We start from the raw sequence: 23,467 nt of genomic DNA on the forward strand, positions 1-23,467 counted from the left end.
GAAACAGGCCGTATCGCCGCCGATCGTGTGGTGCGTGAACAGGGTTTTTCCGGCGGCGGTCACTCCGAGAGCGCTCGTTCGAGGCTCGCCGCGACCGCCCGCGCCTTCTCGGCGACGGGGTCGGGCACGGTGCCGGCGGCCACCGCGGCGTCGAGTTCGTCGTCGTCGACGCGCTCGACCGTGCCGTCCGGATGCTTGATGACGTCGACGTGGAGATCGACGTACCGGATCTCCGCTGGGAAGCACTCGACCGGGGTGCAGACGTTGACGTAGGTGCCCTTCAGGTCGCCGTCCTCGCCGCGGTAGATCGTCGGATACCACCAGCGGCCCTCCCGAAACTTCGTCAGGGCGGTGTCACCGCGTTCCCGCGACGTCCCGAGCGCGTCGTAGGTGCCGCCGCCCGAGAGCGTCCGCTCGACGGCGACGGTCCCGTCGGAGTCCCACTCGGTGACCGTCCCCCGACCGAGCGAGAACGCCCGTCCGTCGGGCTTGCCGTGCGTGATCGCGACGGTGTCCCCCTCGACCGGGCCGAACTGCCGGGTCACGACCGCGAACGGGAAGGTCTCGTCCGCGTTGGCGGTGTCGTTGCCGTCGTCTGTACTGTCAGCGTCACCATCGCCGTCGTTCGTACTGTCAGCGTCGCCGGTATCCCCCGACGGGCCACCGAGCCCGTCACCGCAGAGTGCTTCGGCGAGGTCGACACCGGCGCTCGCGGCCTCGCTGCCGGCCTTCGTGCGATGGTGTCCGGGCATCGTCGCCGTCACGGCCCGACGCGCGTCGTCGAGCGCGAACCGGGACTCGCGACCGAACCAGCACCACTGACCGCTCGTCGGCGCGGCGAGGGCCCCCGTCGGGGCCGCGTCGGCAGGGGGCGTGTCGCCGTCTCCGGCGTCTCCGAGCGCGTCCGAAAGCGAGTCGGCACGGTCGACGGCGCGCGCCAGCGCGGCATCGAGCGCGTCCATATCGGCTCGGGTGGCCGCGTGCGACCACTCCAGCCCCCAGCCGTCGGGAACGGTGGTCGAGAGGAACTCCGTCATTCCCGCGAGTTCGCGCCCGGCGGCGTCGTCCCGGGTGTCGACTGTCACCCCGCTGCCCCCACGAACGAGTGTCGCGAGGCCGGCGTCGGCGCGGATGTCCGTCCCCAGTTCGGCCCGGTGATCCGCCCACGGCGGCGCGCTCTCGCGCACCTGCACGCGAACCCGGTCGCCCGCGTCGAGGTAGTCGTCGCTCTCGGCGTACGGGAGGAAGCCCTCCGCGTCGCCGAGCGCACAGACGGCCCCGGAGCCGAGCGTCTCCGTCACCTCGGCCTCGAACACGGCACCCGGGGGCGTCGGGTCCACCCACGCGAACGTGTCTCGACCGACCTCGCGGAGTTCGTCCGCGACGCGGTCGACCGCGTCCGGATCGCCGTGGACGCCGACGCCCTGTCGGTCCTCGGTCGTCGCGACCGTCACGTCGTGGGTCTCATCGCCGAAGTCGGCGTCGAACCGCTCGCGGATCGGCGCGGAGGCCTGGACGACCGTCTGGCCGGCATCGAGGAGCGAGCGAGTGAGGGCAGTCGTGTAGATCCCGCGGATCCGGACGGCTGGCGGATCGCCGGAGCCGTCCGGGGATTCATCGGACTCGGAACGGTGGTCGTCGCCCGTCACAGCGCGTCCTCGTCGCGGGCGAACCGCACGCGGTCGTGGACCGTCGGGCCGAGCGAGAGTTCGACGACGTCCGCCGAGAGGATCCGGCCGCCCTCGACGGGGACCCCCCAGGAGTCGAAGCGGAGGTACCCCCGGAGGTCGCTGCCGTGCGTGAAGAGATCGAGGTACGCCACGTCGTGTTCGTGGATGTCATCGGCGCTGTGCGCCTTCGACATATCCGAGTAGAGGGTGTCGGCCTCGAAGAACTCCCGGAGCCGAGCGGCGTCGCGCTCGACGGCCTCGGCGACACGGTCGGAGGCCTCGCGGATCTCCTCGTCGGAGAGCCCGACCTCCCGGAGCGCCGCCTGGGTGCGCTGATCGAAGTGCATCGTACTCGGCGCTACGAACGGCCGACGGTTTAATCTCACTCGTCGCGTCCGCGGGGAAGTCCCCAGCGGACGAGACGGGCACCAGCGGCGCGCCGGTGGCTGGGATCGCCGAAGACGTTAGGTGAAATGGTCGTGAATCGGTGTTCGATGGAAGACCGTCGGGATCCGATCGAGGAGGCGTCGGACGGCTCGCTCGACCTCTACGACGTGGCGACCTGGGAGAGTCGGACCCGCATCGACAGGCTATCGTCGATTCTCTGGCAAGTCATCGCCGGGTCGGCCCGGATCGCCGTCGTCCTCGTGGCGTTTCTGCTCCTCCTCGGGATCGGCGGACTCGCCGCGCTGACAGATCCCCAGACCGGGGTTCTCACTGTGCTCTCGGCGATCCCCGCGATCGGCCTCGCGGCGTACGTCTACTCGACGGACGTGACCTCTCGCGAGCCGCTGTCGCTGCTCGTGGCGACGTTCCTGCTCGGCGTGCTGACGGCGAACTTCGCTGCCATCCTCAACAGCGCCCTCAGACCGTACTTCCAACTGCTGGGCTTCGTCGGTTCGGCGCTGTTCTTCTATCTCATCGTCGGCCCCATCGAAGAGACCGTGAAGCTTCTGGCGGTTCGACTGTACGCGTACACTGACGACCGCTTCGACGCCGTTCTCGACGGAGCGGTCTACGGGGCGATGGCGGGGCTCGGCTTCGCCGTCATCGAGAACGCGCTCTACATCACCCGACAGATCCCGAACGAGGGACTCGATCTCGGACTGGGGTTGATCGGCGTCGGCGGCGGCATCACCGCAGTCCGGGCGCTCGCGGGCCCGGGGCACGTCATCTACTCCGCGATCGCGGGGTACTACCTCGGCCTCGCGAAGTACAACCCCGGCAACCGCGGCCCGATCGTGGTGAAGGGGATCCTCCTGGCCGCGCTCGTCCACGGCACCTACAACACGACCGTCGGGATCGGAACGGGAGTGATAAGTCTCCTGACCGGTCTCTCGGGCATCGCGCCGTATTTGATCTACGTCGTGATTTACGACGGGATCTTCGGGCTCTTCTTGCTCCGGAAGATCCAGCGCTACCGCGACGCGTATCACCAGGCGCACGCGCCTCCCGCAGACGGGTCCGAGTTCGAGTCGGAGATGACCGAATTCGAGTGAGAGGTGGGTGGCCGAATTCGAGTGAGACGCCGGATTACTCGGCGCTGGTGCCGGCGGCGAGACGGTCATCGAGCCCCTCGACGTAGCCCGAGACCATCTGTTCGACGTACTTCGCGACGACGTCGACTTCGATGTGGACCGGGTCCCCGACCGACTTCGCCGAGAGCGTCGTTACGTCGTACGTGGTCGGGATGATTGCGATGCCGAAGCGCTCAGCGCCGCGTTCGGCGACGGTGAGGCTGATCCCGTCGATCGTGATCGATCCCTTCTGGACGACGTAGCGCTCGATCGACTCGGGGAGTTCGAACTCGAACACCCAGTCGTCGCCGACCCGTTCGATCCCGGTGACTTCGGTCGTTGTGTCCACGTGGCCCTGAACGAGGTGGCCGTCGAACCGGCCCTCAGCGGGGAGCGCGCGTTCGAGGTTCACCCGGTCGCCGGCGGCGACGTCGCCGAGGTACGTCTTCGCGACGGTCTCGGCCGCGAGGAACACCTCGAACCACGGCGTCGGGTCGGTCTGGAACGCCTCGACGGTGAGACAGACGCCGCTGACGGCGATGGACTGCCCGTGGTGAAGGTCCGAGAAGTCGATCTCCGTCGCCGCGTCGTCGACGTCGGGTTCGATTCGAAGGCGGCGACCGCCCTCGTCCGCTGTGGCGTCGACGACGGTGCCGGTGGTCTCGACGATGCCGGTGAACATACCTGCCCCTTCGTCTCAGTTCCGAAAAGCGTCTCGGAACCGGTTCGGATCCGATCGGCCGCCGAATACCGACGATCCCGGTAGACGAGCGGACGGTCGGCTCGATGTGGGGCTGTCCGAGCGGCAACCGCGGGGTTTCCAAAGGTCTTTGCCGCTCCCGTTGCTAGGCTACGTCGATGGACGACGCCGTGCGGGTCCGTGACGCCGCGCGCGAGGCGGTCGACGACATCCACCCGAATCGGCTCCGGGAAGTGCTGGGTGATCGGCTCGCCGACGCGCCGATGACACCGGCCGTGTTGGCGCTGGTGAGCGCCCGGGCACCCGAGACCGGAGTGGATACGGACGCCGACGGGCTCGCCGAGCGGGCTGCAGGAGTACAACTGATATACGAGGGCCTGCGACTCACTCGGTCGCTGTCGCACGACGAGCCGTGGCTCCGAACCCAGGGGGGCGACGCCGACGGCGACATCGACGCCGACCTCGACATCCTCGCCGCCGACGTGCTCGTCTCCCGGGGCTTCTATCTGCTCGCGCGGACCGACGCCGCCGACCGGGCCGTCGAAGTGGTCCGATCGTTCGGCCGCGATCAGACGCTGCGCCGCGGCGAGGGCGCCGACCGAGAAACGCTGGACCGGAATCTCGAAGCGGACGTGTTCGTGCTCGCCGTCGTCGCGGGGATGACAGCCGTCGGCGAGACGCCCCCCGCGAGGCTGCTCGAGTACGCCGCCGAACTGGGCCGAGAGTCCGACGCCGACGGGCAACTCCAGCCCGCAGAGGTGGCACTCTCGGAGGCGACCACCGAGCGGATCGCGTCGCTGTCGGCGCTCGGCGGGGGCTCCGACGACCGCGTTCCCTCCTCTGCAACCGATTCCTGAGCTGTCGCCCCGGCGACGTATCGTGTTCTCCGCATCGCCGAGTACCGTATCGAATCGAAACGCCTAAAGACGAATCCGGGCTACGGAGAAACGCGCCTGGGTAGCTTAGCGGTAAAGCGCGTCCTTGGTAAGGACGAGACCCCGGGTTCAAATCCCGGCCTAGGCTTCCTCTCCCTGCTACGTCCGGTAGTTACCGGGTTCTTCGTCGGTGAAAGAATGTCCACCGCGCAAGAACGAGTACCCGGTACCAAATACGGTACCCCGACGCAGTCACGCGTTTTCACAGAAAAGACAGGCATACTACATTATACATTTAAAGATTGCCACGCAAACGATCTAGATCTAGTACAGAGGATCGAACTATGACGTACAGCTCTGAAAACAAAGTTGACGGGATCGTACTCGTCACCGACGACGCGAAAGAATACCTAAACCCGAGACAAGAAGTCACATACCGCGAACACCGCCGCAACCTAGTAGAATGGATGCTAGCCCTCGGCAAAAACCCTGACAAAGCCCAGGGCTACAGCCACTCCACCACCAAAAACAGAATGAACCGTTTGGATTTGTTCTACCGGTTCGTCTGGAACAGGAAAGGCCGGTTCGTCCAAGACCTGACCACGGACGACGCCGACGACTGGATGCGCCACCTCGCCACCGAGGATATGAAGGAATCCACGAAGAACCACTACCAGAAAGCCGCCAAGACCTTGTTCAAGTGGAAACGCGAGGCCCGCAACAAAAACACGGAATGGGAACCCGAGATCCAGTACAGCGACCCTTCCACGACTTACACTCCACGGGACTACCTAACCAAAGACGACCGCCGCAAACTGAGAGAAGCCGCAATGAGCTACGGAAGTGTACCCCACTACAACAGTGTAACCCCCAGTGAACGCGACAGATGGAAAACATACCTCTCACAGAGACTTCAGAAACCGAAGGATGAAATCACGATGAAGGACTGGGAAAAGGCAAATTCCTTCAAGTACACTTCGATGATTCACGTCGCCCTGGATGCGGGCCTACGTCCTATCGAGATTAAGCGAAGTAATGTTCACTGGGTCGACACCGAAAACGGCGTACTACGGATCCCACGCGAAGAAAGCAGTAAGAACCGGGAGAACTGGATAGTCGCACTCAAAGAAGAAACCAGTCAAATCCTGAAACGCTGGCTCGACGAACGAGAAACACGAGAAAAATACGACGGCCGGGACGCGCTCTGGCTCACAATGTACGGCAACCGCTACAACAAAGACAGTTTCCGGGACGTCTTCCGCAAAGTCGCTAAGGAAGCCAATCTGGATTTGGAGAACCGAGACCTAACACCGTACAGCATCAGACACAGTACTGCGACCTACGTAGCCGAGGAAGAAGGACTCGCAGTAGCCGCCCAGCAGTGTAGACACAAGTCGAAGCGGACCACGGAGAAGTACGAACACAGTAGTACGACACGGCAGCAGGACGCCGTCAACAACATAGACTAAAACCCCTCCTCTCTTTTTTCTCCCTCGTTCCAGAAACCCGTACACGGCAGTAAGTCGTTCGAGTTTAGAGCCTGTTTCAAAGCTTTCTGTCGAACCAGGGAGAGGTGAGTGTGACCTGATTCACACCTGATTTTCTGTACCTGGGGGAAATGTTCGGGGCTGTTTCCGGTGCTGGTTTTCCGTACCTGTCGGCTATAGTTCCTTGATTGCTTTCTCGATGCTGTCTCTCGCGTTGACCACTTTCTGTATCTGTTCCTGGTTGTCGCCTTCGTATTGTGTGAGGGTTTGTTCGAGTTCGTCGGAGATATCGATTAGTTGCTCGGCTAAAGCAGTGTCTGGGTCGTAGGCAACGATGTAATCCTGTACCTCTTCGGGAGGTTTGCTGTCTTGGTAGCTGAGGTGGTATTTTTCGCTTTCATTTTCGCCGCAGCCTCTACAGACTGGTACGACGTCGCTGTCCGCGTGAGGTTTTATCCAGAGGTCGTGTTGTCGTTCGCAGTTTCCAAATGCACATTTCATTATGTTATTATTTAGTATCAGTTTTTAAATAATTGAGGCAGACTATCCGTCAAAGTGTAAGATACTTATTTAAAAGTTGTAGACAATATGTAAGATAAGGTGATTGGATTGTCGCAAAAACGTAAGACGGAATCTCAACTTGGCAAATTCAAAAAATTGTACAACTATGCGGTTACCCGGCCGTGCGGTCACTCTCTCCAGTACAGAGGTTACACCTTGGAGAAAGTGGACTGGCCTCACCCGGAGCACGATGAATATAACATCAAAAACCGGGATGGCAAAGTAGTAGAGAGCTACACCATCACAGCCTTTGACTCACCTAAAGACCTGAAACAGAAACTGGACAAGCTGATCAACCGGAACCCTTCAACAGTCAAGGAAGCCCTCGGAGGTGGCAACACGTGAGGCAGGAACTCGGCAACCTCACAGTAAAAGCCGAGATACAAAAACAAGAACCCGACACGGTACAGTCACTTCACGACGTAGTCGACAGGTACGAGTCCCTGAAACACGGGCAAAAGGAGCACCTGTACGCTGTTTTCCTCACCAACGGCAACCGGTTCATCGGAGACAAAATAATCGGGTTAGGCAGCCGCGACACCGTCGAGATTGACATACAGGACGTGGTCAGAACCGCCGCACTCACTAACGCCGGCGCAGTCATCCTTGTACACAACCATCCCTCCGGCAAACCTGGAGCCACAGCAAAAGACATCGAAGTCACCAGGGAAGCCAGGGAAGTACTGGAGAAAATCAACGTCGAACTATTGGACCACGTCATCATCTCCAGGGAAAGCCACTACAGTATGCGGAGGGCAAACGATGGACCATTCTAAACACAACCTTCCTTTCCCCTTTCTAGATCTGCGAGTGGTGGAGTCCTCTAATAAAATTCAATTCCCCAAACGTTTCCAGGGCAGCAGAATGGACACACAGACAGTACTCGAAGAATACGGGCTTTCCCGAGAAACAGCCGGCAAATACGTAGACGCGATCACCCGATCCAACCAGACACAGACCGCAGAAGAACTCAACGTCAGCAGGGACACAATCAACCGGTACAAGAACGCCTTCTCAGAAATGAACGCGCAGGAACGATTACTTCTCATCTCCACTCTAACCCAGGAAAAACTCCTCGACCAAGCCACAGAGTGATCCACCTATCGCGCAGGCATACCAGAAAGGCGACCACGTCAAACTCATACTCGACAAAGAAACAGAGCCGGACAACCATCTACACGGCAAAACAGGGGAAATCATCGACGTAAGCTTCGACGACGCTGCCTCAGTAACTGGAGACAGCGAAGACAACTTCATCTACACCGTCAAACTCGACAACGGCGAAATACCTGAGATCCACTTCCGCAGACACGACCTGAAGCACCTGGAATAATCACCCAGTCTTGGCCAAATACATTTGAGAGTTGAGGAAGACAGACAATACAGTCAATGCGCCATAATGACCTTCCTCGTTTGGATCTACATACATTAGAAGGGTTATCAGAGTTGTCGGAGGTGGAATCAACGGAGTCCTTGGAGGATGGCGTTAGGATTGAAGTCAATGGTTCGTATTTGTACTTCTATCATCCTGGTGGACCGCAAAGCCAATTAGAGAGCCTTCCAGAGGATATTGATCGTGTTTTCATTACGGTCGAGAGAGGATTCTTAGAATTTGCTGACCAGGGAAACCTGTACTACACGTCTTCTGAAGCCGATTCTTTTGAAGAAATTGTAGAGATGTTAATTACTCAGGAGATTGAGGGAGAGGTAGTTGAAATTGATGAAGCATTAGAGAAACTGATTGATTCCGGGTACTTAGCAGGGTTTACTCCCCAGTCGGTAACCGAGATCTTAGCTGGCTGGGCAATCTCATCATCAGATGAATCTGTTTTGGATATTGCGACGGGAACAGGCAGCCTTCTGAAACAAGCCGCCAAAGAGAACGAAGAGGCAGAGTTAGTCGGGATAGAAATAAATCCGGTAATCGCTAAATTAGCTCAAGCCCGGTTGAAAGACATTAGCAACGCTGAGATTCTGAATACCGATTTCTTCGACTGGAACCAGTTAGGTCAGCAAGAGCTGGGTGAAAAGGATGACTCACGAAAGTTCGACGTTGTGATCGGTAACCCTCCGGTTGGAAGGATGCATCATATAATACCGGAGAAACGTGATGAACTACGGGACAAATACCCAGATATCGGATCCACGGCAGCAGCTGGGTTCGTAGCGAAGGCAGCAGAGCACCTGAAAGAGGGAGGATGTGGAGCATTCGTACTTCCTAAATCCGCTCTAAGAGATGAGTTGCTGCAGCACCTAACAGAATTCTGTAGCATCCATAGAATTGTAGAAATGCCGATTGGCACATTCAACTACGCTAGAGCTCCAGAACTGGTGCTGCTAACCTTTATTAAAGAAGAGAGGTCGCGGGAAGAGCGAGAAACAGGGATTGCGAGATTCAACAAGCCAGAACTACCAGAAAATGCTCGTGGACTCTTCGAGCAACCGTTGAAAGGAATTGTTCAAAATCGACATAACCCCTACGACGCCGAAATCGTGCGGGCATCTCACGCCGATCTTGAAGGTAAAAACGTGATGCGGATACTCTCGAACCCGCCAATCTACGACATAGTTACCTCTGAACAGTTCCCAAGACTGGGTGATCTACCTGGTGTCACAGTTGGCTCAGGTGTTCAAACAGGAAATAATGATTTATTTTATTTCGGCGTTGATGAGAAAGAAGATTCGAAAATCGAGGCCCGGTTCTTCCGACCACTCATCAAGAATCCTCGCGATGACGTTCAATCAATTACTGAGGACGAGATTGATCGATATATTCTAGATCTACAATCCTATGTTGAGGAGCAGGAGGAGAATGGAGTCGAGGTCACAGAGGAGAACATTATTGACCAGCTGGAGGATGATGGATACAGTGGTTTAGCTGACTATCTACGGGATGTACCGGTTAATCCCCGTAAGCGAAGACCGTATTTCCTACCTGAATACCGGGGTAAAATCGACAGCGTAGACTTGGTTATTCCGGAATTCTTCGACACTCCTCGCTGCTACTCTGTAGAGGTTGAGGACGCAATGTTTGATAATACGATGATTGGTGTCCAAGTTGAAAATGACCAGATGGCAGATGCTATATCACGATTGCTGAATACACCACTTTACAGAGAGTTTTTCCAGACATTCGCCGGCACGATGAATTTGGATTGGTATCGGATGAATATCGGCCAGGCCAAGGATATTCCCATTATCAAGAATGCCCTTACCGAGGATGTATTCGACCGTATGGACCCGTTCTTTCCGCCAGATGATGACAACGACTTGGTGAATCTGAATCAACTTCTGATAGAAAGCTGTGAGAGCGATGAAGGAAGCCAGATGCTTCGCCAGTACTTGGCATCCAGAGATAATTACGCCTGGTCTTGGTTTATGACTCTACCCGAGTTTGAGGAGTTTCAGGAATTGCTGGAGTCAGATAAAGAGGAAGCGCGGGAGTTCGTCGTTAACCGGTTTGATCAAGAGCTCTTGGATCAGGCTCGGAACACGTTTGAGAATATCGAGTTCTTTGAGGAGCGTAGAGAACTGTTGAATGATCTGCTGATGGAGTTTGAGGAAGGACACTACAGAGGGTTCTTGGCCGGCATTGTTCTCCAGTTTGAAGGAGTGCTCGCTGATCTGGTGGAAGAAGCAGGTGGAGAGATAATTGAGGAAGATCACGAGACCAAGTTCAAGATGCCGGGCAGAGGTCGTAGCCAAACAAAGAATCTGGGTAGTCTGATCTCACACTTCTTTGACGGCGTCTTCAGCACCTTCTTGGACGAGACTGTAAGACAGCGACGTAATCAAATCGCGCACGGAGACGTTATAGAAAACAGCCGTGACCTCTCAATACATTTCTTTATATCCTTCTACGCCCTCTGTAATGCTTCTCTAAATGAGTACGTGCGTTTAGCTGAACAAGACCAATCTGGAATGCCTGCCTAAGCTACGCAATTCCTCGGGTCTTGGGTTAGACCTTTGAAATTTGAGGTTTAATCCGGCGGGTATGGGATTCCTGGATTTCCTGACTGGCCTGTTCGGCTCGCAGGAGAGCTCTACAGCTGATAGTAGTTCTCAAACGTCGACTTCGTCCGGTTTGAGGGTTGACCTTCCTAACGTTGAGTACCAGGGGAACCGGTTTTTCTCTGAAGCCTCTGAATCGGAGAACGGCGAGTGGATAGTAGTCTACGGGAAGGCTATGCAGGTGGAAAACGAGATTCATAGGCTCTTCCTCCTGAGAGAGGAGGAGCTCCAGTTCACGAAGGAGTTGAAGCGTATCGAGGATGCGAGGATAAGTGATACTGGTAGTGTGCTGGCTATTGACGGTGAGAGCCGGGAGGACTTGTCCGGCAGGCTGTACGTGTTTAATCGTAGCGGCGATCAGGTTTTCAGCCAGGGTTTCGATGCAAACGTCGGGGCTTCAGCCCTCTCCAGCGACGGCAGGTACGCTGCTGTCGCCACTTTGAATCCGGACTGCTCCACGTACGTCTTCGACCTCAGTGAAAGCCGCCAAGTTCTGAAACACGAGAACCAGGAAGGTAACAAGATGGGCTTAGAGTACAAAGACGAAGAAGGCGAGACCCGTGTTTATTTGTCTGAAAGCCCTGATTCTGGGCCTCTCTACGCTATCGATTTAGGGGGAGATGTTGTGTGGAGGAGTGAGGAGTTGCAGAGAAAACACCGGTTGCAGGAGTTGATGGATAGCAGTGAGACTGAGGATCTTGAAGAGGCTCTAGATCTGCTGGACGAAGCTTACGAGCTGGCGGACGGTGAGAACGAGAAGAAGAACGTGGCTCAGAAGTTGGCTGATACGCACTGGAGTCTAGCTAAAAGCTCGGAGAATGACTCGGACGAGTGGTGGCAGCACCTGAACCAGGCCAAGGCGTACTACACCGAGATATTGCCGTGGTACGATGGAAAGCAGGGTGTGGCGAAGGTCTCCCGCAAACAGGGGAAGTACTACCTGAAGCAAGACCAGGAAGAAGCCGCTTTGGAGATGTTCCAGAATATTGCTGATCTAGAAGAAGAGTACGACGTACAACTTCTCACGGATGCTGACGAGAGGAAGTTGGAGGAGTTGTCACAGGAATCTTGAGATCAGGCCTTTGTCCTCGTTGATGTTGAAGGGGAACCAGTCGTCTACTGCTTCTTCGGCTTTGATCTGTATCTGGTTGCCGTCCTGCTGTGCACGTGCTTCGTTTGGTAGTGTGCGGGCGTATTTCCGGACGCTGCTGTAGACGCTGAGTGAGTCATCGAACTTGGCAATGAGGTTGCCGTTACGCCTTTGGAATTCGACGAGATCACTTCTGTATGCGTCTTCCCACATCCATTTCCCGATGTCGTATCTTTTCTCGGCAGGCTCTTCAGGGAAGTAGCTGGGTAGGTCCCGGTTTGCTTGTTGGTAGAGGTTTTTGAAGACTTGACGGGCTTCTGCGAGTGTGTCGGCGTCTTGACTCCGCATTGTGACGTCTCTGTCTTTGAAGATTTCCGCGAACCAGGTGAATAACGGGTTGCTTCGCTCTGTGAGGTCGTTCACGTATTTCGCGGTTTGATGAGTGTCTTTGAACTGGATGTCGAAGTTGAGGATCTTGGCGCGGTGCTGTATCCGGCTTCGTGGGAGGTTGTCGTTGCTGATGAATGCGAGTGCTGGGATATCTACTTCGCCGGTCCAGTGTTTCTGCCGGAAGTTGAGGTAGGTCTCGATGTCCAGGTCGTTTGGATCGATGTCGTCGAATACGACGGGGAAGACGGAGTCGACCCTTCGAACTCTGGTGAGATTGGTTTTGTTTAGGTCGTCGCCGTCTTTGGGTTCTGTGACGTGGCCGTTGGAGAGTAGGTGGAAGGCGTACCGGGTGAGTGTTCCTTTGCCGCTGCCCGGTTCTCCGTAGACGTAGAGGCTGGGCAGGTACTTGTCGAGGTCGATGCCGTTGTCTTTGTAGACTGCTGCGTACCGGTTGATGAACGGTGCCCAGAAGAACCAGATGATGGCCTCCCACATCTGGGCCTTGACCGCTTCAGGGTGATCCGTGCGGCCGAACTTGTCCACTGTTTGGAAGTACTGTTCTAGGTATTCCAGGGCTTGATCGATTTTCTCTGGGTCGTCTGGGAGTTCGCGTGTGAGTTCGAGCTGTCTTGCGGATTCGGTTTGTAGTATGAGTTTGTCGTCGCTGTTGAACCACATTTTCGGTGCTCCGAATTTCTCTTTCGAGTGTTTGCTGATTGCACCGGGAGATGCTCGAAGGGTTTTGCCGTCGATTGCTGCATCGATGGAGCGGGTTTCTTCTCTCAGGTCGGTGAGAATGTCGTCAAATCCGTTCAGGGATTGTGTGATGGTTTGGTCGGCTTGGTTTTCGTTGTTGCTGACGGCCAGTGTGAGGTCTGGGTCTTCGAATTCTCCTATGATGGTTGCTTTTTCGACGTTTGCTTCGTCCAGTCGTTCGGTCAGTTCTTGTTCGAGTTCGGCCTCTTCTTCCTGGGATGTGGTGCGGCCGTCCACCCACGCGTGTATGATTTCTTCGCGTTCTTCGTCGTCGACCTCTTCGAGCTGGTCGGTGAGGTCTTGCATAAACTGGTCGGCGTAGCCTTTGTGTTCGTCGTACCAGGTGTCGAAGACGTTGTCGAGCGGCTGGTTGCCATCGGTTTGGAAGACGGCTATCGCGTTTTTCTGTCGTGTTGATCCCCAGCCTTGTTCGCTGAGGTTGGGTGATCCGAGGATGTTGGTTCGGGAGCCGTCTTGGTGTTGTAGTATGTATATTTTGGAGTGGACCTCGTTGCTTCGGAGGCTGGCAAGGTAGATGCGTAGCCGGTTTTCGCGTTGTAGGCGTTCGAGTTTTTCTGCGAGTTGTTCCTTGCCGCGTAGTTTCTTCCTGTAGTCGAGTGTGTTGTCTCCGATGACGACTTCGAGGTTGACGTCGTCTGTTCCGATGTCTTGGAGGAGGTTGAGGAGCGTCTCGGGTGAGTCCGAGTAGGTGATTGCGCGTATGTCGGTTACGTCTTCGGTGAAGTAGGTCTCGAAGTTGTCCCTGGTTTTGAGCGTGGCTAGCTCTAGCTCTGCTTCTTCGTCTTCGCTGAGCTGTACTGCGGTTTCGTAGAGCGTGTTTGGGTTTTCTGGCATAGGTTTCCCCGTCCTCCGGTGTGACCTGGAATCGGTCAACTGTCCTACTAGTGGAATATCCGGGGAAGGTTTTAATAGTTTTGCTGATAGAGTATAGTTTGAGAAAACGAGAGTGGTTTCACCTAATGGATGACGAGCAAGACAAACTGAATCGATTCCAAGAAGCATTCGAGAGAGGTCAGGAAGGCCAGATCAGCAACTATGAGGCCTGGCTACAGGACCAAGGAATCGACTCAGAGAAAGTAAATAGAGAATACTTGGAACAGTACTTCCGGGAGAACCCGGAGAATGCAGTAAACCACGAAGAAGAGTTAGAGGAAGTTGCGGAGTACATCGGGTTCTTCTCCCGGAGAAGCAACGTCTACCACCTACCGGTTATCGGGATTTCGGAGGTAGGGAAGACCCAGTTCATTCAAACAGTCTCCAACCTTCTCGGCCAGATCGAACCGGAGATCGAGCAGCGAACCTACCGGGCAGACGATTTCACGGAACTTGGTGAAGACGAGGAGAGGATCTTCGAGGTCAGAGATGAGCTTCGAGGCCTGGACAAGGTCGTTGTATACGTTGATGACTGTGAGTGGGCAGAGGCGGAGAGTCTCCTTGAATCATTCCGCGTGATTGAGAGCGTTGTTGATGACGCGTTCCTTGTCACGTCGTGGACTCCTGAGTACTGGATGCACCACAGGGAGGATGTCGAAACAGTCCTTCCCTCCTCTACTGAGATCCACCTCTCTCCGTTTTCGGAGAAGGATTCACTGGAGGCGTTGAATCAGGTAGTCAAGGTTCTGTCCGATGACGGGTTGGATCTCCCCGAGGAATTCCTTGAGGAAATCCACCGGTACAGCACCGGTATTCCAGGCGTCTTCACGGACTTGTTGCTTGCTTCGCTACGCGAGGCGTTTGTGAAGGAGTTGGAGTTGGGTAGTACGGAGTCGGTGGAGGCTGCCGCCGGGAAACTGAACCTCGACGAAGTGGAGGAGACGGTGTACGAGTTGTCGGATACGAAGGTAACGATTCTGACCCATATGCTGCTGTGGAACCACAGGGATGGAATACGGCCGTCTCAGCTTGTCGACCTGCTGGACAGGGACAAGTCAACGGTGTCGTACCACCTGAAGGACTTGCAGGCAGATGGCTTGGTCGAGTCAGAGAAGCAGGGTCGTTCAGCGTACTACAGGGTCAAGAATCAGGTTAAACCATTCATCCAGACCAGAATCGCGCAAAACGGTGAGTACAATGGCTAGTTACAAGATACTACCATTACGGAACGAAGGTATTGATCTCGAAAAGATCGAAAATCGTGTAGAGAATATGTCGGCGCTGGAGTCCAGCGCAGACCTGAGAAGCGGCACCTTGCCTCGGAGCTTACAGACATTCCGGGGCGAGATGTGCTACGTCGAGTACGCACAGGAAGAGGAGACAGAAGTCACGACGTTGGAGGGTGAAGATGAGCCGATCAAGGTCGCGGATATGTACCCGATCATCTTCCTCGGGAACGGCTACGTGGCCTACGATGCTAACCTCCCGAACCAAGACGTCGAAACAGAAGTCGTCCAGATGGTTTCAGACCTGCTGGACACGGACATCTCCTACGAGGCGGTCGAGTTCGACAAAGACGACTTGGAAGGTGTCGTGGATCAAGCGAACAAGGTTCGGGAAGCCAATTTCAATCCGTCCAATCAGAAGCCGAACAGTGTCTCAGCACGGTATCTTCCAGGTCTCCAGGATACTGAAATCTGGCATCAATACGAGAACGATCCAATGGAGAAGGTGAGGGTGGATTTGCCGGATCAAACGACCTATAACGTCTCGTTCTACGAGAAGGGGAAAGTCACGGTCCACGGACGAAACATCCCGGTAGATGTCCAGGTCGAGGTTCTCAGGTACATTACTGATGAGGTAGTGTCTAACCTGGATATCGGTTCGTTCCAGAAGAAGCTGGGAGGTGAGTTCCAATGATGCTAACCAATATTTTCCAGATGCGGAACGCTCCGGAAGATCCGTCGATGCGGCGGGTCAAATTGAGCGGTTTACCTGTCGACGAGAAACGGGACAGGATTTCATTCATACAGGCGATTATCTCGAACTTGAACAAGATGGGTGTCGACGCGTCGTTGGCACCGCAGGACAGTGAAGGAGATATCACTCTTCTCAGTCCTGACGGTAAGGAGCTAGATCTGGTCAGGGCCACGTACGACAGCTTCAACCCTGAGTTCTTGGCCAGTAAGAAGGCGACTCAGTACGAGGTCAAGGAGGCCTGGCAGAACCGGGTGAGGACTCACTTGTCGGAGAACGGGTTCCAGAAGGTTGGACGCAAGTACGTCAGGGTGGAGGATATCCTTGATCCGTCTTCGGATTTCAAGGAGGCCTATGAGATCCAGGCGGAGATAATCGATGGGGAGCCAGCGATTTCTATTGATCCGTGTACGCGCATAATGGAGAGTTTGTCCGGTGAGGATATTCAGCGGGCAGGTAACCCGGATGAGCGTGTTGATGTACAGGTTCTTCCGAAGTGGAAGAATGGTGAACTGGTAGGACGTGCAGGGTTCAAAGCCGGGGACAAATCGTTCGAGTACCACGGTGAAAGCCTCTCCACGCCAAAGTACTGGAAGAAAAAGTACGATATCGAGTTCGTGGATGATGACGAGGAGATGCTGGATATCTACATCCCTGATTATGATATGGAGCTTCCTTATCCGGCGTCTGTCGTCTTCGGAAGTTTCAGCCGTGGACGCTCTCTTCCGGATGATTTGAAGAAGGATCCGAAGCAGAGGGTTTCGGAGGCTGCTACGGCAATCGACCAGTACTTCGACTCGATGCAGTTCACCGGGAGTGAAGCGGATCTAAGCAAGCTCACGACCGCGAAGGAACTGGGATACGATACTCCGAGCTTCGGTAGTTCCTACGACTTCGATGTCCGGCTGGGCGATGACAGGAAGACCGGGGTTAATGATATTCACAAGTCGTTGAAGAGGAACGGTCCTTACGCTGGCCCGGTCAACGGCGAGTACGTTGTCATCACTCCGGAGGATGGCCGTGAGATCAGGGATGGGTTCGACGAACTGGCGAGTATTTACAACCAGTTGAACCTGGGTAGTATCTCGCGGTGTAGCGAGGTCGGAAACGATGGGATCATCGAGGTGGGAAGTCAGAACAGCAATACCTACGCTAACCGGATTACCGAGGTTCGGGATCAGTTGGACGCTATTGATTCAGACTTGATCGCTTTCGTTGTCCTGCCTGGCCACAATCAGGACGTGTACTTCCAGGCGCGTGGAAAGCTGTTTGAGCGGTTGTTCGGAAATAATCCGGTTCCGGCGCAGGCCATTCAGTACAAGAATGTCGTGAAACTGGCCAATGACAACGGGTACTTCATCGGGGTCAACACGGCTTCACAGGTCTATGTGAAGCTTGGGAAGGTTGGTTCTGCGGTCTGGATACTGGATGAGCCCGCAGATGCACACGTCCCCGGTGTTGAACCTGGTAGTACGTGCTACGCCTACCACGACGTCTCCCGTAGGCCGGACAAGAAGTCCGCGGCAACAGCTTACAGCGCCACCACTGATTCCTACGGGCGTTACATCGCAACAGGAGCTCAGCCGACTGGTGGCGAGAAGCTGACTGACGAGGTCTTCCACAGTATCTTGAATGAGTTGCTGAGGAAGGTTTCCGCGTTCCACCGCCGTCAAGAGACCAGTGGTGAGAAGGATTTCCACTTCAAGCGGCTGGTGTTCGCCAAGGACGGCAAGATCGGTTGGCAGGAGCAGAAGATGATGAAGAAGGTGATCAGGGAAGGCGTCCCGAGCGAGGGGAAGCGGCCTATCTCTGAGATCCTCGACGAGTCCGGTCTTCTACCGGATGATATGATTATCGACGTGGTCAGCGTCAACAAGTCTCCGAACAAGCGCGTGGTCACCCGTGACGGAAACGGGTTTGACAACGTGGCCGGCGGGAACGCGATGATTTACGGTGATGAGAGCGGGCTCCTGGTTTCACATAAGCCTGAGAGAGGTACGGCGAAGCCCTTGGAGATCACGGCGAATGACCACGTCTCCCTGAACAGGGACGACGTCCCGGAACCGACTGCTGAGAGTCTACTGAAAGAGTACTACAACTTGAGCTACTTGAACTGGTCCTCGATCTTCAGCCAGGGCAAGTACGCCTTGCCGCAGATACTGACGCAAAATCTCGGAGAAAACCTTTCCGCCGGGATCGATGTCCCGGAAAATATGGCAATGATATAACAAACTAAAGGAGGATTACAAACTATGACCCAATCAAATCAAGGCCCGCGCTTCGTTCACCTTTCAGACGCACATATCGGCCACCGACAGTACGGTGTAAAGAAACGGCGAGACGATATGTATATGTCCTTCAACACCTCGGTTTACGAGGCTGTTGAAGAATCTGAAGTTGATTTCGCGGTTTTCGGCGGTGACTTGTTCCATAATAAGAATGTGAATGCCCGTGCGTTGAGTGATGCTGAGGAAGGGCTTTCACGCTTCGAGGATGCGGATGTCCCTGTTGCTGCTGTCCGAGGGAATCACGACGCTAACTTGTACAAAGAGGACTTGAACTGGCTGGAGTATCTTCACAGCCGTGGGAAACTGATTCTGTTAGAGGCTGATCTCAGTGAAGAGGAGGCAGTCTTCGAGAAACACGATTTCGATGATCCGGGTACTTCTTCCGGGTACGTTGATTTAGATGGGGTCCGGGTTTTCGGTCTCCAGTACCTTGGACAGAGAACATCTGATAATCTATCCAAGGTGGCAGATGCGATTGAACAGGTGAATGAGAAAGAAGGCGAGCCTGAAGCTACGGTCCTGATCGGTCACTTCGGCGTTGAAGGCCACATACCAGGGATGAGTGGTGGTATCTCGTTCAATGCCTTGGAACCAGTGGAGGAAGCTGTCGACTACCTCGCACTTGGTCACCTACATAAGAAATACAGTCACGGGAACTGGGTGTTCAATCCTGGTTCTCTGGAAGCCCACGATACACGGCAGGCGAGGTGGGATCTCGGTTACTACATTGTTGACGTTGAGGACGGGGAGATTTCCCCTGAGTTCCACGAGTCGAAGCGTAGACCATTCTTTGAGATCAGTTTCGAGGTTGATGCACACGACTCGCCGGATGAACTGGAGTCAGCGTTTACTGAGGAGGTCGAAGATCATCTTTCGGATCTTGACAAAGTACAGCGGAAGCCTCATTTCCAGCGTTCCGGGGAGAAGCGTGACCCAGTAATCGATCTTCGGTTAGAGGGTTTGCTACAGTTCAGCCGCTCCAGACTCGACAGTGATATTTTGAAAGATATTGTTGAGGAGAAAACCGGTGCTCTGTATGTCAATTTGAATGATGCTACGGAGTCGAAGGAGACGGCGAGCATCATCAAAGAATTGGATGGTGGTGAAGATGCAGTGAGAGATGAACAGGGCCAGATTGACCGAAGTAAGCTGGAATCCGCTGTTTTTCAGCGGTTGGCAGGTCAGGATTCACAGTACGGTGAGAAGGAAGAGGATGTTGCGGACACGTTGAGTGTGGTGAAGAAGAGCGTATTGGCTGAGGAGAATCCGGAGTCTGTTGCTGAGACTATCAAGAAACGCCGCAGAGAACTTTTCGATAACGGAGGGGATCAAGAATGAGGATTACCAACGTAGAACTCTCAAGCATCAAAAGCTACGACGATACAATCAATGAGATCGATTTCCGCCCAGGAGTGAATGCGATCATCGGGCAGAACGGGTCAGGCAAGTCTACAGTTCAGGAGGCAGTCGGATTTGCCCTGTTCGATTATCTTGATAAACGCGTCAGCCAGGGTGATTTCGTCCGGAATGGTGAGAATTCTGGAAAGGTTCGTGTGACCTTCATCTCGAATAAGAACGGGAAAAAGTACACCGTCGAGAGAGATGCGAAGGGATCGATTTACCGGGTGATTGATGAGGCGGATGGTGGAAAATTACCCTTGTCAGGTAAGGACGAGATATTGAGTTGGTTGAAGGAGCATTTGGGTATTCCAGAAGAGACTGAGCTTGAGACTCTGTGGAAATCCAGTATCGGTGTTCCTCAGACCAAGTTTACTAATGACTTTGCAGAGACCCCGAGGAATCGTGAAAGGGTGTTTAACCCGTTACTTGAGGTGAATGTCTACGACGACGTCTGGGAAGATCTCCGAGAAGCAAACAACGTAATTGAGGAAGAGATCAGTGATCTTGAGACCGAGATTGAAGGCCTGAAATCCAAGGTCGAAGACCTCGACGAAAAGAAAGAGGAATTCAACGACCTAAAGCAGGAGATTGAGGAGAAGCAGGAGAAGCTAGATGAGCTCAAAGAAGAGCAGGAAGATCTGGAGAAACGTGAAGAGGAACTCGAAGACTTAGACGACCAGATCTCTGATTTAGAGACTGAGATCGACAAGAAAGAGAGTACTATCGAAGACAAGGAAGACAGCTTAGAAGACGCTGAGGATGCGTTAGAAGAGGCTGAAAAAGCTCAGGATACTATCGAAGAGGTTGAGGAAGAGTACGAGGAGTACGAAGAGAAAGATGACGAGCTGGATGGTCTCCGTGAACAGGCGAACGAGCGAGATGATATCCAGGACAAAATAAACGGGCTAGAGAAGAAGCAGACTGAGTTGGAGACGAAGAAGGAAGGGTTGGAGGAAGATGTCGAGGATGCTGAAGAAGCGAAGGAGGAGATGGAGGATCTTGAGGACGATGTTGATCGTCAGGAAGAACTTGAAGAGAAGCTGGACGACATCGAAGACAAGGAAGACGAGATTGAGGACAAGGAAGAGGAACTGGACGACGCTGAAGATGAGTTAGACGGGATTGAAGATGAGATTGAAGAGTTGGAAGAGGAAATTTCTGAGATCGAGGATCTTGAAGACAAAGCCGATGAGTTGGATGAGTTAGAAGAGGAAGAGCAGGATCTTCGGGATGAGAGATCGCGGTTGGAGGGCCGTATCGATGACCTGGAAGAGGCTATTGACACGTTAGAGGATACTGAGGAAGCCGAGTGCCCTACCTGTGGTCAAGACCTTGACAAGAAACATCGTGGAGAGGTGCTGGAAGAGAAACGTGAGGAGAAGTCAGAGGCCGAAGACCGTATTTCAGAAATAGAAGGCGAACTGGATGATCTTGAAGACGAGATCAAGGACGCAAAGGATGCTGAGAAGGAGGTTAACCGTCTTCCTGACCTCTATGATAGGCTCGAAGGCTTGGAGGAAGAGCGCGACGACAAAGAGGAAGAGATCGATGACCTGGAAGATAAAATCGAGGAGTTAGAAGAGGAAGTCGGCGAGAAAGATGAACTCGAAGAAGAACTGGATGAACTCGACGACCCGAAGAGCGAGTATAACTCGGCGAAGGCTACGTACGAGAATAACAAGGAAGCTGAGGACGAACTTGAGGAAGTCGAAGAAGAGCTGGACGACTTAGAGGACGAGATCGACGAGAAGGAAGACGAACTTGAGGAGTTCGAAGGTCTTGATAACGAGATCGAGGAGATAGAAGATCGACTGGACGAGTTGGAGGACGCCCACGAAACCTACATCAGCAAAAAGGAGACTGCTGAGAAAGTCGAAGAGCGCCAGGAGAAGGTCGATGACCTCGAAGAAGAGATAGAAGGGTTGGAAGACGAGATCGAGGAGAACGAAGAGGAAGTTGAAGAACTGGAAGAGCAGTTCGACGAGGAAGAGTACGAGGAGGTTCAGGAGAGAATTGGTGATCTTCAGGGTGAAATCGGCAATCTTGAAGGAACTATTGAGACCAAGCAGGACCGTCTCGACGACTTAGAAGAAGAGATCGATGAGATGGAGGAGCAGCAGAAAGAGCTGGAAGACAAGCAGGACGAGTACGAGAGCTTAGAGAAGGATCACGAGTTCGGAAAGTTCGTCCGGGAGAGTATGAAGGAGGCTCGGCCTCTGATCACCGAGATCCTGGTTAAAGAGATCTCCACCGAAGCGGATCGAATCTACCGCCAGCTTCGAGGCACCGCGACAGAGCAACTGGAGTGGAGAACTGATTACGAGATAGTCATTAGAGAGAACGGCGAGGAAAAGGAGTTCCACAAGCTAAGCGGTGGGGAACAGATGAGTGCTGCTCTCGCTGTGAGACTGGCGATCCTGAAGCTTCTGAGTGACGTAGATATCGTGTTCCTCGACGAGCCTACGGCGAACCTTGACGAGGAAAAGAGACGGAACCTGGTTGACCAGTTACAGGAGTTGGAAGGTTTCGAGCAGCTCACGGTAATCAGCCACGACGACACGTTCGAGTCGGTGACTGAACACGCGATATCCCTTGAGAAAGTGGATGGCGCGACTGAGGTGGTGAGCGACTAATGCCGCTTTACAGAGGCCGTGTAGCCGAGGAACTGGAGGGGAAAAAGTCAGAGTTCACCGGAAAGGCGATCAACCAGAAGGCTGTTGAGGAGTTCCAGGGTGCTGCGCAGAATCTAACATCTGAGTTCTCATCTGAAGAGATCAAGCAGGCGCTTGAAGAGTATGAGCTCCCGAGTGCCTTGCCTACTGAGGAGTACAGTGAAGGCGGTGACCTCGTGATCTCATTCGAGGAAAGTTCTGGATGGGAATCTCACGAGGCAGTGAATAACTGGGCGAAAAAGAATATCCGTGGTGTGACGACTGTTGCAGCTGATGGTTCTCAGATTGATCCGGTAACAGAGTTTGAGCAGCCTGTTGGTCTTGTTCAAGCGGTTTGGATTGCGAACAGCCACACAGATGAAGGTGATTACCAGCGAGACGTAGAAACGAAGGTTCTCTCACCGGAGGATATCCTTTTCGAGGACCCGAATACCGGTCATATTCAGGTCGATAATGAGGAAGTGCCTCTGTCCCGGTTTGAGACGGAGATGCAGGTTCTGGAAAAGCAAATCAAAAAATACAGCGATGAGAGCGAGCCGCCGGTTGTTCTGTATGATGGCCCTCTGATCCTATCGTTTGCCCAGATGTTTGATCAACCTGTAAGAGAGCGTTACGGGGAGGCGCTGGCCCGAGTGCTGGCAGCAAGTAAGCATCACGAGGTCCCTGTAGTGGGTTACACGGCGGGTTCCAAAGCCAGTGATTTTGCGAAGATGATCGAGAAGCTGGACTTGATCGATGCGAGTAGTTCAGTGCGCGACTATCAAATCTTCGAAGAGATGACCGAGAACTGGGGTGACAGGACGATCCTGTTCAATTCAAGGCGGGACAATTCTTTGAACCAGCTTCAGACGACTTACCACGGCGTTGAGTACGACTTCTCAGATAGAATATTATTCTCGTATATGCAGATTGGAAGTGGCCCCCAATTGGACAGGCTAGATCTCCCTGAATGGGTCTTAGAGGAGGATCTGGTCGACCACGTGATGTCCGTAATCCGTTCCGAATGCGGTGTGGGCCGTGGTTACCCGGAGATTTTGCAGGCAGCGGACGCTGACGCGGTTATCAGCCGTCAGGATCGGGAAGAGTTCCTGAGGATGTATCAGGATTTCTCGAATGAGAACGATATTGAATTGAGATGGAATAACAAGGCTCTGTCAAAGAAACGGAGGCGAAGATAA

Annotated in this window: 19 protein-coding genes and 1 tRNA gene; 15 read left to right on the top strand and 5 right to left on the bottom strand. The window is 54.5% G+C overall.

Annotation, left to right across the window (positions count from 1 at the left end; translation table 11 throughout):
- Positions 1–59 precede the first annotated feature (59 nt).
- The gene (locus tag BLU74_RS02685; RefSeq protein WP_245705719.1) at positions 60–1,577 is read right to left on the bottom strand and encodes a ribonuclease FAU-1 family protein; all 1,518 of its coding nucleotides are present in this window, start codon (positions 1,575–1,577) and stop codon (positions 60–62) included.
- A 68-nt stretch (positions 1,578–1,645) separates the two neighbouring features.
- Positions 1,646–2,017 (bottom strand): DUF7532 family protein, encoded by a 372-nt coding sequence (locus BLU74_RS02690; RefSeq protein WP_089764858.1) that lies wholly within the window; start codon positions 2,015–2,017, stop codon positions 1,646–1,648.
- Between the two features lie 147 nt (positions 2,018–2,164).
- Here BLU74_RS02690 and BLU74_RS02695 point away from each other — a divergent pair, with 147 nt between their 5' ends.
- Positions 2,165–3,169: a PrsW family intramembrane metalloprotease gene (locus BLU74_RS02695; RefSeq protein ID WP_089765264.1), complete on the top strand. Its 1,005-nt coding sequence runs from the start codon at positions 2,165–2,167 to the stop codon at positions 3,167–3,169.
- A gap of 34 nt (positions 3,170–3,203) precedes the next feature.
- Here the strand turns inward: BLU74_RS02695 and BLU74_RS02700 are convergent, their stop codons facing one another.
- Positions 3,204–3,869, bottom strand: a complete 666-nt coding sequence (locus BLU74_RS02700) for a riboflavin synthase (RefSeq protein ID WP_089764860.1) — start codon at positions 3,867–3,869, stop codon at positions 3,204–3,206.
- Positions 3,870–4,045: 176 nt separating this feature from the next.
- On the opposite strand from BLU74_RS02700, the gene BLU74_RS02705 reads away from it, so the two are divergent.
- The 3 genes from BLU74_RS02705 (at position 4,046) to BLU74_RS02715 (ending at position 6,231) form a co-directional block, all read left to right on the top strand.
- Positions 4,046–4,744 carry a DUF7114 family protein gene (locus BLU74_RS02705; RefSeq protein WP_089764863.1) on the top strand — a complete coding sequence of 233 codons (699 nt, stop codon included), beginning with the start codon at positions 4,046–4,048 and terminating at the stop codon, positions 4,742–4,744.
- A gap of 94 nt (positions 4,745–4,838) precedes the next feature.
- Positions 4,839–4,910: transfer RNA gene (locus tag BLU74_RS02710), tRNA-Thr, on the top strand.
- Between the two features lie 196 nt (positions 4,911–5,106).
- Complete coding sequence (locus tag BLU74_RS02715) at positions 5,107–6,231, top strand: tyrosine-type recombinase/integrase (protein ID WP_089764865.1); 1,125 nt, start codon at positions 5,107–5,109, stop codon at positions 6,229–6,231.
- A 192-nt stretch (positions 6,232–6,423) separates the two neighbouring features.
- Here the strand turns inward: BLU74_RS02715 and BLU74_RS02720 are convergent, their stop codons facing one another.
- Positions 6,424–6,750: a hypothetical protein gene (locus BLU74_RS02720; RefSeq protein WP_089764867.1), complete on the bottom strand. Its 327-nt coding sequence runs from the start codon at positions 6,748–6,750 to the stop codon at positions 6,424–6,426.
- A gap of 99 nt (positions 6,751–6,849) precedes the next feature.
- On the opposite strand from BLU74_RS02720, the gene BLU74_RS18360 reads away from it, so the two are divergent.
- The 5 genes from BLU74_RS18360 (at position 6,850) to BLU74_RS02740 (ending at position 11,893) form a co-directional block, all read left to right on the top strand.
- Entirely contained in the window at positions 6,850–7,155 is a 306-nt protein-coding gene (locus tag BLU74_RS18360; RefSeq protein ID WP_139175591.1) for a hypothetical protein, read from the top strand.
- Positions 7,152–7,586, top strand: coding sequence for a JAB domain-containing protein (locus tag BLU74_RS02725; RefSeq protein WP_089764870.1), 435 nt, complete (start codon positions 7,152–7,154; stop codon positions 7,584–7,586). The genes BLU74_RS18360 and BLU74_RS02725 overlap by 4 nt, the downstream gene beginning before the upstream one ends.
- 88 nt (positions 7,587–7,674) lie before the next feature.
- A complete protein-coding gene (locus BLU74_RS02730) occupies positions 7,675–7,905 on the top strand; it encodes a hypothetical protein (RefSeq protein ID WP_089764873.1) in 231 nt (76 codons plus the stop codon).
- Between the two features lie 360 nt (positions 7,906–8,265).
- Complete coding sequence (locus BLU74_RS02735; protein ID WP_245705705.1) at positions 8,266–10,743, top strand: HsdM family class I SAM-dependent methyltransferase; 2,478 nt, start codon at positions 8,266–8,268, stop codon at positions 10,741–10,743.
- 61 nt (positions 10,744–10,804) lie between these two features.
- A complete protein-coding gene (locus BLU74_RS02740) occupies positions 10,805–11,893 on the top strand; it encodes a hypothetical protein (protein WP_089764878.1) in 1,089 nt (362 codons plus the stop codon).
- Here the strand turns inward: BLU74_RS02740 and BLU74_RS02745 are convergent.
- Positions 11,879–13,912: a phospholipase D-like domain-containing protein gene (locus tag BLU74_RS02745; protein ID WP_175454544.1), complete on the bottom strand. Its 2,034-nt coding sequence runs from the start codon at positions 13,910–13,912 to the stop codon at positions 11,879–11,881. The two genes, BLU74_RS02740 and BLU74_RS02745, sit on opposite strands and share 15 nt — an antisense overlap.
- A 125-nt stretch (positions 13,913–14,037) precedes the next feature.
- Between BLU74_RS02745 and BLU74_RS02750 the strand changes: the two genes are divergently transcribed.
- Genes BLU74_RS02750 through BLU74_RS02775 form a run of 6 tightly spaced genes read left to right on the top strand, consistent with a single transcriptional unit; the run spans position 14,038 to position 23,467 of the window.
- Positions 14,038–15,156, top strand: a complete 1,119-nt coding sequence (locus BLU74_RS02750) for a MarR family transcriptional regulator (protein ID WP_089764882.1) — start codon at positions 14,038–14,040, stop codon at positions 15,154–15,156.
- Positions 15,149–15,871: a hypothetical protein gene (locus tag BLU74_RS02755; protein WP_139175594.1), complete on the top strand. Its 723-nt coding sequence runs from the start codon at positions 15,149–15,151 to the stop codon at positions 15,869–15,871. Before BLU74_RS02750 ends, BLU74_RS02755 begins: the two co-directional genes overlap by 8 nt.
- A complete protein-coding gene (locus BLU74_RS02760) occupies positions 15,868–18,156 on the top strand; it encodes an argonaute/piwi family protein (RefSeq protein ID WP_089764886.1) in 2,289 nt (762 codons plus the stop codon). Before BLU74_RS02755 ends, BLU74_RS02760 begins: the two co-directional genes overlap by 4 nt.
- Before the next feature lie 24 nt (positions 18,157–18,180).
- A complete protein-coding gene (locus BLU74_RS02765; RefSeq protein ID WP_089764889.1) occupies positions 18,181–19,554 on the top strand; it encodes a metallophosphoesterase family protein in 1,374 nt (457 codons plus the stop codon).
- Positions 19,551–22,250, top strand: coding sequence for an AAA family ATPase (locus tag BLU74_RS02770; RefSeq protein ID WP_089764892.1), 2,700 nt, complete (start codon positions 19,551–19,553; stop codon positions 22,248–22,250). The genes BLU74_RS02765 and BLU74_RS02770 overlap by 4 nt, the downstream gene beginning before the upstream one ends.
- Positions 22,250–23,467: a DNA double-strand break repair nuclease NurA gene (locus tag BLU74_RS02775; protein WP_089764895.1), complete on the top strand. Its 1,218-nt coding sequence runs from the start codon at positions 22,250–22,252 to the stop codon at positions 23,465–23,467. Before BLU74_RS02770 ends, BLU74_RS02775 begins: the two co-directional genes overlap by 1 nt.

Origin of the sequence: Halobellus clavatus (assembly GCF_900107195.1) — an archaeon.
GTDB classification, from domain to species: domain Archaea; phylum Halobacteriota; class Halobacteria; order Halobacteriales; family Haloferacaceae; genus Haloquadratum; species Haloquadratum clavatum.

What these genes read in the sequence shown, in the direction of transcription:
- BLU74_RS02690 (WP_089764858.1), bottom strand. Translation starts at nt 2,017, where the DNA reads ATGCACTTCGATCAGCGCACCCAGGCGGCGCTCCGGGAGGTCGGGCTC.
- BLU74_RS02740 (WP_089764878.1), top strand. Translation starts at nt 10,805, where the DNA reads ATGGGATTCCTGGATTTCCTGACTGGCCTGTTCGGCTCGCAGGAGAGC.
- BLU74_RS02760 (WP_089764886.1), top strand. Translation starts at nt 15,868, where the DNA reads ATGATGCTAACCAATATTTTCCAGATGCGGAACGCTCCGGAAGATCCG.
- BLU74_RS02755 (WP_139175594.1), top strand. Translation starts at nt 15,149, where the DNA reads ATGGCTAGTTACAAGATACTACCATTACGGAACGAAGGTATTGATCTC.
- BLU74_RS02750 (WP_089764882.1), top strand. Translation starts at nt 14,038, where the DNA reads ATGGATGACGAGCAAGACAAACTGAATCGATTCCAAGAAGCATTCGAG.
- BLU74_RS02775 (WP_089764895.1), top strand. Translation starts at nt 22,250, where the DNA reads ATGCCGCTTTACAGAGGCCGTGTAGCCGAGGAACTGGAGGGGAAAAAG.
- BLU74_RS02715 (WP_089764865.1), top strand. Translation starts at nt 5,107, where the DNA reads ATGACGTACAGCTCTGAAAACAAAGTTGACGGGATCGTACTCGTCACC.
- BLU74_RS02700 (WP_089764860.1), bottom strand. Translation starts at nt 3,869, where the DNA reads ATGTTCACCGGCATCGTCGAGACCACCGGCACCGTCGTCGACGCCACA.
- BLU74_RS02730 (WP_089764873.1), top strand. Translation starts at nt 7,675, where the DNA reads ATGGACACACAGACAGTACTCGAAGAATACGGGCTTTCCCGAGAAACA.
- BLU74_RS02745 (WP_175454544.1), bottom strand. Translation starts at nt 13,912, where the DNA reads ATGCCAGAAAACCCAAACACGCTCTACGAAACCGCAGTACAGCTCAGC.
- BLU74_RS02770 (WP_089764892.1), top strand. Translation starts at nt 19,551, where the DNA reads ATGAGGATTACCAACGTAGAACTCTCAAGCATCAAAAGCTACGACGAT.
- BLU74_RS02705 (WP_089764863.1), top strand. Translation starts at nt 4,046, where the DNA reads ATGGACGACGCCGTGCGGGTCCGTGACGCCGCGCGCGAGGCGGTCGAC.
- BLU74_RS02720 (WP_089764867.1), bottom strand. Translation starts at nt 6,750, where the DNA reads ATGAAATGTGCATTTGGAAACTGCGAACGACAACACGACCTCTGGATA.
- BLU74_RS02695 (WP_089765264.1), top strand. Translation starts at nt 2,165, where the DNA reads ATGGAAGACCGTCGGGATCCGATCGAGGAGGCGTCGGACGGCTCGCTC.
- BLU74_RS02765 (WP_089764889.1), top strand. Translation starts at nt 18,181, where the DNA reads ATGACCCAATCAAATCAAGGCCCGCGCTTCGTTCACCTTTCAGACGCA.